At 68.7% G+C, this 11228-nt stretch carries 9 protein-coding genes; 6 read left to right on the top strand and 3 right to left on the bottom strand.

What is annotated here, in order from left to right:
- The 3 genes from test1122_RS07070 to test1122_RS07060 all read left to right on the top strand — a co-directional run bounded on the left by test1122_RS07070 (position 1) and on the right by test1122_RS07060 (position 3369).
- Complete coding sequence (locus test1122_RS07070) at positions 1–864, top strand: ATP-binding cassette domain-containing protein (RefSeq protein ID WP_232268304.1); 864 nt, start codon at positions 1–3, stop codon at positions 862–864.
- 24 nt (positions 865–888) lie between these two features.
- Entirely contained in the window at positions 889–1803 is a 915-nt protein-coding gene (locus test1122_RS07065; protein WP_232268303.1) for a sugar phosphate isomerase/epimerase family protein, read from the top strand.
- 330 nt (positions 1804–2133) lie between these two features.
- Positions 2134–3369 (top strand): DUF4185 domain-containing protein, encoded by a 1236-nt coding sequence (locus test1122_RS07060; RefSeq protein WP_232268302.1) that lies wholly within the window; start codon positions 2134–2136, stop codon positions 3367–3369.
- Here the strand turns inward: test1122_RS07060 and nhaA are convergent.
- From nhaA to test1122_RS07045, 3 genes are all read right to left on the bottom strand, one after another.
- Positions 3353–4723, bottom strand: a complete 1371-nt coding sequence (gene nhaA / locus test1122_RS07055; RefSeq protein WP_232268301.1) for a Na+/H+ antiporter NhaA — start codon at positions 4721–4723, stop codon at positions 3353–3355. The two genes, test1122_RS07060 and nhaA, sit on opposite strands and share 17 nt — an antisense overlap.
- Before the next feature lie 190 nt (positions 4724–4913).
- On the bottom strand, positions 4914–5639 hold the full coding sequence (locus tag test1122_RS07050; protein ID WP_232268300.1) for a potassium channel family protein: 726 nt from the start codon (positions 5637–5639) through the stop codon (positions 4914–4916).
- Entirely contained in the window at positions 5632–7005 is a 1374-nt protein-coding gene (locus test1122_RS07045; RefSeq protein ID WP_232268299.1) for a TrkH family potassium uptake protein, read from the bottom strand. Before test1122_RS07045 ends, test1122_RS07050 begins: the two co-directional genes overlap by 8 nt.
- A 226-nt stretch (positions 7006–7231) precedes the next feature.
- Between test1122_RS07045 and test1122_RS07040 the strand changes: the two genes are divergently transcribed.
- From test1122_RS07040 to test1122_RS07030, 3 genes are all read left to right on the top strand, one after another.
- Positions 7232–8338 (top strand): PucR family transcriptional regulator, encoded by a 1107-nt coding sequence (locus test1122_RS07040; RefSeq protein ID WP_232268298.1) that lies wholly within the window; start codon positions 7232–7234, stop codon positions 8336–8338.
- Positions 8339–8461: 123 nt separating this feature from the next.
- Entirely contained in the window at positions 8462–9112 is a 651-nt protein-coding gene (locus test1122_RS07035) for a YqiJ family protein (RefSeq protein ID WP_232268297.1), read from the top strand.
- Positions 9113–9199: 87 nt separating this feature from the next.
- Positions 9200–11221 (top strand): flotillin family protein, encoded by a 2022-nt coding sequence (locus test1122_RS07030; RefSeq protein WP_232268296.1) that lies wholly within the window; start codon positions 9200–9202, stop codon positions 11219–11221.
- Positions 11222–11228 lie beyond the last annotated feature (7 nt).

The raw sequence follows: 11228 nt of genomic DNA, 5'->3' as shown, positions 1-11228 counted from the left end.
ATGGCAACCCCCAAGGACACCGGCGAAGCGATCGTCGAACTGCGCGGCGTCGGCAAGAGCTACGGCAATATTCGTGCGCTCAGCGGCGTTGACCTGACGGTCCATCCGGGCCGGGTCACCTGTGTGCTCGGCGACAATGGCGCCGGCAAGTCCACCCTCATCAAGATCGTCTCCGGGCTGCACCAGCACTCCGAGGGCGAGTTCCTGATCGACGGCACCCCGGTGCGGCTGAACACCCCGCGCGAGGCCCTGGACCATGGCATCGCCACCGTCTACCAGGACCTGGCCACCGTGCCGCTGATGCCGGTGTGGCGGAACTTCTTCCTCGGCTCGGAGATCACCAGCGGCCTCTGGCCGTTCCGGCGGCTCGCCATCAGCAAGATGAAGCGCATCGCCGATCAGGAGCTGCGCAATATGGGCATCGTGCTCGACGATCTCGAGCAGCCCATCGGTTCGCTCTCCGGCGGACAGCGGCAGTCGGTGGCCATCGCCCGCGCCGTCTACTTCGGCGCCCGGGTACTGATCCTGGACGAGCCCACCGCCGCGCTGGGCGTCAAGCAGTCCGGGGTGGTGCTCAAGTACATCGCCGCGGCCAGCGAGCGCGGTCTGGGCGTCATCTTCATCACCCACAATCCGCACCACGCCTATATGGTCGGCGACCACTTCGCCGTACTGCGGCTGGGCGCACTCGAGCTGAACGCGGCGCGCGGCGACGTCAGCCTGGAGGAGCTCACCAACCATATGGCGGGCGGCGCCGAACTGGCCGCGCTCAAGCATGAGCTGGCCCAGGTCAGCGGCGTCGACGTGGAAGAACTTCCCGAGGAATCCGACCTCCAGACCCCCACCACCGCGACCAACAGCTGACGCTGACGACAGGAGATCCCCGTAATGACTGCCCCCGGCCTTCCCGCCCTGGACCGCCTCCGGGTCGGCTCCGCCCCCGACTCCTGGGGCGTATGGTTCCCGGACGACCCGCAGCAGGTCCCCTGGGAACGCTTCCTGGACGAGGTGTCGCAGGCGGGCTACGACTGGATCGAGCTCGGCCCGTACGGCTACCTCCCGACCGACCCCGCCCGGCTCACGGACGAGGTGTCCAAGCGCGGACTCCAGGTCTCCGCCGGTACGGTCTTCACCGCCCTGCACCGCGGCCCCGGCGTCTGGGACGAGACCTGGGCGCATGTCGCACAGGTCGCCGAGCTCGCCCAGGCCATGGACGCCGGACACCTCGTGGTCATCCCGTCCTTCTGGCGGGACGACAAGACCGCTGAGCTGATCGAGCCATCGGAGCTCACCCGTGAGCAGTGGAAGCATCTGACGGAGGGCATGGAGCGGCTGGCCCGCCAGGTGCGGGAGCACTTCGGTCTGGACATCGTGGTGCATCCGCACGCCGACACCCATATCGACACCGAGGAACATGTCGAGCGGTTCCTCGACGCGACCGACTCCGACCTGGTCAACCTCTGTCTGGACACCGGGCACTACGCGTACTGCGGCGGCGACAGCGTCAAGCTCATCGAGACCTATGGTGAGCGGATCGGCTACCTCCACCTCAAGCAGGTTGACCCTGACATCCTCGCCGATGTGGTGAAGAACGAGACCCCGTTCGGCCCCGCGGTCAGGCAGGGCGTGATGTGTGAACCGCCGCTTGGGGTGCCCGCGATGGGGCCTGTGCTGACCGCCGCGCAGGGGCTCGGCGTCGATCTGTTCGCCATCGTCGAGCAGGACATGTATCCATGCCCGCCGGATCAGCCGCTGCCCATTGCCGAGCGCACCCGGCGCTTTCTCCGCACCTGCGGCGCGTAACGCCTCCGGCGCGGGCTCGCGGGGTGGTTGGTGGGGTTCCCCGTATCCCGCCCCTTCCCGTAACCGGGGCTTGCGCCCCGGGGCCCGGGGTTTGCCGGTGCGGACCGGTGGCCAGGTGTTGTGCCCACCCTCCCCCATAGCCTTAAGGGTCCGGGGGGACCCCCATCGCCCCTCTGGGGGCCCCGGACGAAGTCTGGGGGAGGCCCGAGTGCCCACAACACGGTGGGGGTCTGGGGGCGGCAGCCCCCCACGCGGCGGAGTCGCACATCAGTACAGCCGGGAAGGGGCGGGACAGCTCCAGCGGCTCCCGGCCACTATCGTGCCGTCCTGATGAAGCACACGCGCGCAACCAAGCGAGCCGGGCTCGCCCTGCTCGGGCTGCTGCTGATCGTCGCGCTGATCATCACCGTCCCCAGCGGAGACCCCGGAAGACCAGGATGCGGCCCCCTGAAGGTCACCGCCTGGCAGGCGGACACGTCGATGACCGGGGAGTTCGCCCGGTACGGCAACGACAACAGCAGGCTGGACGACTGGACCGGCGGGGACGGCAACCGGTCGGTACGGCTGCCGGACGGCCGGACACTGTGGCTGTCCGCCGACACCTTCCTCGACCGGGTGCACGGCGGCCGCTCAAGGGACGCCGACCCGGTCTGGGTCCGGAACGCCGTACTGGTGATGTCACCGGAAGGCAGGCTGGAGCGCACCGTACTGGGGGACGGGCCCGGCGCGCTGTTCCCCGGCCTGGCGGCCCCGGACGGCCGCGAGGTGTGGCGCTGGCCGACGCAGGCCGTGGTGGAGCCGCGCACCCCCGGCTCCACCGAGCGGGTCGTACGGGTGCTGCTGTGGCAGCGGGAGGCCGCCTCCGCACCATGGGTGTTCGGCGTACCCCGGGCAACCGAGGTGGCCACGCTCGCGCTGCCCAGCCTGGAGCTGGAGTCGGTCACCACGGTGGACACCCCCGCGCAGGCCGACCCCGGCCAGCGCGTGCTGTACGGCACCGCGGCGGTCCGCGAGGACGGCTGGACGTATGTCTTCGGCGCCGACGAGCGCACCGCCCACGGCCGCGCCTCCCGCGCACATGTGGCCCGGGTGCCCGCGGGCCGGCTCGCCCAGCCGGCCGCCTGGCGCTACTGGGACGGTGAAGACTGGCGGCGGGAAGCCGGAAAGTCGGCGCCGCTCATCGTCGGCCAGGCGCGCGACGGCCGCCGGGGCGCCACCAACACGTATACGGTCCTGCGGCGCGAGAACACCTGGCTGCTGCTGACGACAGACGCGGGGGGCCCGGGCGGCCGCGTCCTGACCACCGTCACCTCCTACTGGTCCTGCTCACCGCAGGGCCCCTGGCGCGGTCCGGCCGACGCCCTCGCCCCGCCGCTGCCGCCGGGCGGCGAGGAGGCCGGGGCGGTCGTATACAACCCGCAGGCGCATCCCGCGTTCGACGACGCCCGGGGCAGGCTGCTGCTCAGCTATGACGTGAACGTCCTGGAGTCGGTCGCCGCCGTGCACCGCGATGTGGCCCTGTACCGGCCGCGCTTCGTACGGCTCGAGCTCAGCGGTCCCGGCTGACCCAGGTACCGTCCCCCTTGGCGGCCGCGGCTTCCCTGGCCGCCCTGGCCGCCAGCTCCGCTTCCTCCCGCTGGTCGAGGTCGGGGATGCCGTCCCCGTCCTCGTCGAGGGTTTCCTCTTCCCACATCCTGCGGTACTTGGCGTCGCGGAACTTGAGGATGACGCACGCGGTCAGCGCGGAGAGCAGGGAACCGATCAGCACAGCGGCCTTGACGTGCTCGGTGGTCTCCGGATCGGTGAAGGCCAGCTCGGTGACCAGCAGCGAGACGGTGAAGCCGATACCGGCCAGCATGGCCACACCGGCGACATCGGCCCAGGTCAGATCGGAGCTGAGGCGGGCCCGGGTGAAGCGGGCGGCCAGATACGTACCGCCGAAGATACCGATGAGCTTTCCGGCGTACAGGCCCGCCACCACACCGAGCGCCTCGGGCTGCCGCGCGGCCTCGGACAGCGCCGAGCCGGAGACACTGACCCCGGCGGCGAACAGCGCGAACAGTGGCACCGCCACCCCGGCGGACACCGGGCGGACCAGGTGCTCGATGCGCTCGGCGGGGGATTCCTTCTCGCCGCTCCGGGTGGTGACCCGCAGCAGCATGCCCATCGCGACCCCGGCGATGGTGGCGTGGACGCCGCTGTTGTACATCAGCGCCCAGATGGCCAGGGCGAGCGGCATGTAGTAGTACCAGCCGCGCAGCCGCAGCCGCTGGTGCAGTACATAGAAGACCACCAGCCCGGCGAGCGCACCGGCGAGGGCCCACATATTGAGCGTCGAGGTGTAGAAGATCGCGATGACGATGATCGCGCCGAGGTCGTCCACGATGGCGAGCGTGAGCAGGAAGGCCCGGATGCCCGAGGGCAGATTGGTGCCGATCACCGCCAGGACGCCGAGCGCGAAGGCGATATCGGTGGCCATCGGCACGGCCCAGCCGTGCATCTCGCCGCCCCCGGCGGCGTTCACGGCGACGTAGAAGAGCGCGGGCACGGCCATGCCACAGATCGCGGCGACCACCGGAAGCGCGGCCGCCGCCGGGCGGCGCAGCTCACCGACCACCAGCTCCCGCTTGAGCTCGATACCGGCGACAAAGAAGAAGATCGTGAGCAGCCCGTCGGAGGCCCAGTGCTCCACCGACAGATCGAGCCCCAGCGCGGGAATCCCGAAGTGGAAGTCACGGACCCGGTCGTAGAGCTCGTTCAACGGGGTATTGGCCCACAGCAGCGCCACCACTGCGGCGGCGAGCAATACCATGCCGCCGACCGTCTCGGTGCGCAGGGCGTCCGCCAGCACGCGGCGCTCTCGTACGGAGGGGCGGGCGAACACATCGTTGCGCTCGTCATGCTCTCGCGTAGGCGTCATCGTGGCAGGGCCTCCAGGGGGCGGGGTCGGTAACGAACGCTGGACGCGAACGCAGGGGGTGACACAACGCCGACCAGACTTCCCGGCACACCTTGATTGATCTTGACGCGGTCTTATTACCGTACCCATGATCCGGTGTTCCTCCACAAGAGGGACTTTGGCGCACGCGTGTTCGTACTCGCGGGTACGGCTACTGGAGCTCAGCAAATGCCTCCACAGCGCGGGTCTTACCCGTGACGATGATCACATCGCCCTTTTCGACGATGGTGTCGGCGGTCGCATACGTAAAGTCCTGACCAGCCCGTTTAATTCCCACAACGGTTACTCCGTGTTTGCTGCGCACCGCGCTCGCGCCCAGCGGGACACCGGTCGCGACATCCGGCGCCACGGTCTTGACGAGTGCGTAGTCATCATCGAACTCGATGAAGTCCAGCATCCGCCCGGTGACCAGATGGGCGACGCGCTCACCCATCTCATGCTCGGGCAGCACCACATGGTGGACGCCCAGGCGCTCCAGGATCTGCCCATGCTGGCGGCTGATGGCCTTGGCCCAGATATTGGGCACCCCGGCCTCCAGCAGATTCGAGGCGACCAGAATGCTGGCCTCGATGTCCGTGCCGATGCCGACGACGGTGCTGGAGAACTCATGTACCCCGAGCTGCTGGAGCACCTCCATATCGGTGCAGTCCGCTACCGCCGAATGGGTGAGCTCATCGGAGACCTTCTGGACCAGCCGTGAGTCCTCGTCGATGCCCAGGACGTCCCAGCCGCGCCGCATCAGCTCGATGGCCAGCGAGCTGCCGAACCGGCCCAGACCGATCACGGCGATCCGCTGATCGCCGCCCTTGTGGTGTGTGTATGTCCGCGAGAGCTGCTTGCGGCGGCGTCGGCGCAGAGAGTGCAGATAGTTACCCAATGACAGGTCGCTCCTCAGGCAACTGGTAACGGCGGGTCCGCTCCCGCAGAGCGAGCGCCGATACCAGCGTCACCGGCCCAAGACGGCCGATGAACATCAACAAAATAATGATCAGCTCGCCCACCGGCCCCAGCTCGCCGGTGGCACCGGCCGACAGGCCCACGGTGCCAAAGGCCGACACGGCCTCGAAGAGCACAACCTCGAAGGGCAGCTCGACGACGGTCAGCAGGGCCACGGTGGCGACCATGACCAGCCCCACCCCCAGCAGCGCCACGGTCAGCGCCTGCCGCAGTACATGCGGCGCCAGCCTGCGGTTGAGGATCCCGGAGTGGGGTTCGCCGCGTACCTCGGCCAGGATGGCGGCGGCCAGCACCGCGAAGGTGGTCACCTTGATGCCGCCCGCGGTGCCCGCGCTGCCACCGCCGATGAACATCAGGATGGAGGTGGTCAGCAGCGAGGAGTCCGCCATCGATCCGGTGTCGATGGTGTTGAAACCGGCGGTGCGGCTCGTCATGGAGTGGAAGAAGCTGTTGAGCAGCTTGCCGCTGGTGTCCATCCCGGCGAGGGTGCTCGGGTTCGTCCACTCCAGCAGGCCGGTCAGCAGCGCGCCCACAGCAAGCAGGATCCCTGTGGTGATCAGGGTGAGCTTGGTGTGCAGCGACCAGTTCTGCCGTCCGGTGGTCTTACGCCGGTAACGGTGCCGCAGCACCTCCAGCAGCACCGGAAAGCCCAGTCCGCCCAGGATGACCGCGATGGCGATCGGCAGGGTGACCCATGGGTCCGTCTGGAACCGGGTGAGGCTGTCGCGGTAGAGCGAGAAGCCCGCGTTGTTGAACGCTGAAATGGCGTGAAACACACCTTGCCTCAGCGACTCCGCTATGGGCATGTCGTACCCGAAGCGGAAGCGCAGCGAGAGAATCACGGCCGTCGACAGCTCCACGATCAGCGTGGTCCCCGCGACACCCAGCAGTACCCGCCGGACATCCCCGATACCCAGGGACTTTGTCTCCGTCTGTGCGGTGACCGTCATCCGCAGCCGAAGCTTGCCGGAGATCAGCAGGGCCAGCAGCGAGGCCATGGTCATGATGCCGAAGCCGCCGACCTGGATCAGACCGAGGACCACCCACTCGCCGAAGGTGCTCCAGTAAACCCCGGTGTCCACGACCACCAGACCGGTCACACACACCGCCGAGGTCGCGGTGAACAGCGCCGTCACCAGCCCGGTCACCTCGCCGTGCGCCGCGGAGACCGGCAGGGCCAGCAGCGTAGTGCCGATGAGGATGACCGTGGCGAAGCCCAGCACGACCAGCCGGGCCGGATGTGTCCGGATGACGGAATGCCGCATCCACGCCATGCGTGCTGCCACTGAGCTCCGTCCCTCTGCCGTGCCGTTCTCTGATGATTTCGAGCCGAAAATCGAAAATCGTAGGCAACTGTAACCGCGCCACCAGGACAGCCATGTGCAGGGGCGGAGCGCCGGGACTCCCCACGCGACCACCCAGGCACCCCAGCGGGGCCCGGGGCGAAGCCCCGGTTACGGGAAGGGGCGGGGTGGGGGAAAATCCCCGCAGACACGAGGGGGAGAGCAATACGTGAAACGCGACGGCATACCCAGCACCTACCTGGGTGACTACCCCCGGCTCCTCGCCGAGGTATCCACCACCGGGCGGCTGCCCCGGCGGCCAGAGCTGGATGCCCTGCGAGAGCTGGGTGAGCGCGCCGCCGAGTCCGGCTATGGACTGCGGCAGCTCGTCCGCCTCTATCTGGGCGAGACCCGCAAGCGCTGGGGCACACTGCCCGGCGTGACCAAGTCGGCCGGCGCGAGTGAGCGGGCCCGTACCGGGGACGCCGTTCTCGCCGCCGTGGACGCCGCCATCAGCGCGCTGGGCGAGGGCCATGAGCGGGCCCAGCGGCTGGCGGTGCGGCAGGAAGAGGCCGAGCGCCGCGAATTCGTCGATGACCTCCTCTACGGGCGCAGCGACCTGGGGCGGCTCGCCGAGCGCGCCCAGCGCTTCGGGCTGCGGCTGGCCTACGCCCACAGCGTGGCAGTGGCCACCGGCACGGAGAAGTACGACGATGTCCACCCCACGGTCCGCCGGATCGAACGCGAGCTGCTGGGCCGGTTCGGGGAGCGCGATGTTCTGCTGGCCACCAAGGACGGCCAGCTCGTCTGCATCGCCGCCAGCAGTGACCGGCCGGTGCTGGACGTCTTCGCCGGCCTCGCCGAGACTCCCGGGGCCGGTTATCCGGCCGCCCGGCGGGTCGCGATCGGCCGGGAGCACACCGGAGCCGGCGGGGTGGTGCGCAGCTACGAGGAGGCCCTGGGCGCCCTCGATATCGCCGACCAGCTCGGTCTGGACCCCATCCGGCTGACCGCCTCCGAACTGCTGGTTTTTCCCGTGCTGTTGCGTGACCGGGGTGCGATGGCGGATCTCGTACGGACCGTACTGGGCCCGCTGACGCAGGCGCGCGGCGGCGCGGAGCCGCTGCTGCGGACGCTGGCCGAGTGCGCGGCGGCGGGCTATGTGAACGCGGAGGCGGCGCGGCGGCTGGGCGTGAGCGTACGTACGCTCTCCTACCGGCTGGAGCGTATTCGCACGCTGACCGGCTACGACCCGGGCGACGCGCTTCAGCGGTACACGCTGGAGACCGCGGCGATGGGGGCCCGGCTGCTCGGCTGGCCAACGCGGGAACTGTAGCCGTGGATCCGGCGTCAGTAGGACGTAAGTGCGGCGTAAAGATTGCCGGGTTCTGGCAATGTGCGCCCAACAGGGGGAGTGCCACTATGACGTCACACCGCAACCGGCACGGGGGTAGGGACGATGGGTGAGTTCATGGACGCCGCGCTGGCGTTCCCAGCCGTCCTGTTCACCTTCGCGCTCGTCGTGGTGATCGCCTACTGGCTGCTTGTGCTGGTAGGCGGTGCGGGAGTCGATGCCCTCGACGGGGGTGAGGGCGTCGACTCCAGTGTGTCTCCGGATACCGGCGGCGCCGGGTTCACCGGCGCCTTCGCGGCCTTCGGGCTCGGCGGGGTGCCGGTCACCATCGTGCTCTCGCTGCTGACGGCGATTGCCTGGTTCGTGTCATTGGCCGGTGCCGTGCTGTTCGACAACATCCTGCTGCGGATGGTGCTGCTGCCGGTGGCACTGGTAGCCGCCTGGTCCACCACCTGGGTGCTGGTGCGGCCGCTGCGCCGACTCGCCCCGGTCGAGCGGGGCATCTCGCGTACCGACTTCGTCGGGCGGGTGTGCGTGATCCGTACCGGCCGGGTCGCACCGGACTTCGGGCAGGCCGAAGTCGCCGCCGAGGACGGCTCAACGGCGATCATCCAGGTCCGTACGGAGGACAGCGATGTTGCCGGTAGCCTCACATCTGGCAGTAGCGCACTGATCTTTGACTATGACGCCGAGGGCGAGTTCTTCCGGGTTGCGCCGTACGACTCCGCGCTGGATCCGGGCCAGCCAATGCCGTAGCCCTCACCTCTCAGTCTCATCCCGCACCAGCCTCATCCCTCAGCACTCAGATCCAATACCCACAAACATTCAAGGGAATTGACCTCAATGGATGCCATTTCCGCGGGCCTCGGCGTGATTGTCGCTGTCGTCCTGCTCATAGGGCTTGCCCTGCTCTTTATGATCAGCAAGCTTTTCCGGAAGGTCCCGCAGGGCAAGGCGCTGATCGTCTCGAAAATGCGCAACGTCCATGTGACCTTCACGGGCATGGTGGTGCTGCCAGTGCTGCACAAGGCCGAGGTGATGGACATCTCGGTGAAGACCATCGACATTGAGCGCACCGGGCACGACGGTCTGATCTGCCAGGACAACATCCGCGCCGACATCCGGATCTCATTCTTCGTCCGGGTCAACAAGACCAAGGACGACGTCGTCAAGGTCGCCCAGGCGATCGGCACCGAGCGCGCCAGCGACCGCACCACACTGCAGGAACTGTTCAACGCGAAGTTCTCCGAGGCGCTGAAAACCGTCGGCAAGCAGCTCGACTTCTCCGACCTCTACACCAAGCGCGATGAGTTCCGGGACCGCATCATCGCCGTCATCGGCACCGACCTCAACGGCTACAGCCTTGAGGACGCGGCGATCGACTATCTGGAGCAGACGCCGCTGAGCCGGCTCGACAAGGACAACATCCTTGACGCGCAGGGCATCCGGAAGATCACCGAGCTGACCGCGATAGAGCACATCGCCACCAACGAGTTTCAGCGCAACGAGGAGAAGGAGATCACCCGGCAGAACGTCGACGCCCGGGAAGCCGTCCTCGAGCTGGAGCGCCGCCAGGCCGACGCCGAGATCAAGCAGCAGCGCGAGATCGACACCGTCCGCGCCCGCGAGGAGGCCGAAACCGCCCGCGTCCAGGCCGAGGAGCGGCTGCGCGCGCACACCGCGCACATCAAGACCGAGGAACAGCTCGGCATCCAGAACGAGAACCGCGAGCGCGAGGTCGCCGTCGCCAAGCTCAACCGTGAGCGGGTCGAGGCGATCGAGCAGGAGCGCATCGAGAAGGACCGGCTGCTGGAGGTCATCGCCCGGGAGCGGGAGACCGAGCTGCGCCGGATCGCCGCCAACAAGGAGCTTGAGGCCGAGAAGCGGGACATCGCCGATGTCATCCGCGAGCGGATCGCCGTCGAGAAGACCGTCGCGCAGCAGGAAGAGGAGATCAAGAAGCTGCGTACGGTCGAGGAGGCCGAGCGCGAGCGTCAGGCCCTGATCATCGCTGCCGAGGCGCAGGCCCAGGAGCGGCTGGTCAAGGACATCAAGGCCGCCGAGGCCACCGAGCAGGCCTCGCACCACAAGGCAGCGGAGCAGCTGACCATGGCCGAGGCGCGGCGCAAGGCAGCCGACCTCGACGCGCAGGCCGCGATGCGTCTCGCCGAGGGCAGGCAGGCCGAGCAGGCCGCGTCCGGCCTCGCCGAGGCCGAGGTCAAGGAGCGGATGGCGGGCGCCCTCGCCAAGACGGCCGCCGCCGAGGCGGAGGCGGCGAGGGGCATGGGTCTGGCCGAGGCCGAGTCGATGCGCGAGAAGCTGAAGGCCGAGGCCGAGGGGCTGACCGAGAAGGCCACCGCGATGGCCGCGCTGGACGAGGCCAGCCGGGAGCACGAGGAGTACCGGCTGCGGCTGGAGGCGGAGAAGGAGGTCCGTATCGCGGGCATCGACGTCCACCGGCAGATCGCCGAGTCCCAGGCGACGCTCGTTGCCGCCGGACTGGAGAACGCCAAGATCGACATCGTCGGCGGCGACTCCGTCTTCTTTGACCGGCTGGTCAACTCCATTTCGGCGGGCAAGAGCGTCGACGCGTTTGTCGACCGCAGCGAGTCGGTGCAGGCGATGGCCGGTCCGTGGCTGGACAAGGAGAACTCCTCCTTCACCGGTGACCTCGCCGGTATGGTCGCCGGGCTCGGCGCGAGCGGTATGCGTGACCTGACCCTGTCCGGTCTCCTCACCCGGCTGATCGCCGCGGGCGGCCCCAACTCCGCCCAGCTGACCTCCCTGCTGGACGCCGTCCGCGGCACCCCCGCAGCGGAGCTGCCCCTGTCCGCCCTGAACGGCACCGTGCCGACCCAGAAGTAGCGAGTCC

Source organism: Streptomyces gobiensis (assembly GCF_021216675.1).
Lineage (GTDB): Bacteria > Actinomycetota > Actinomycetes > Streptomycetales > Streptomycetaceae > Streptomyces > Streptomyces gobiensis.
Note: the sequence above shows the minus strand (reverse complement) of the source record. Positions and strands in the feature narration are given on the sequence as shown.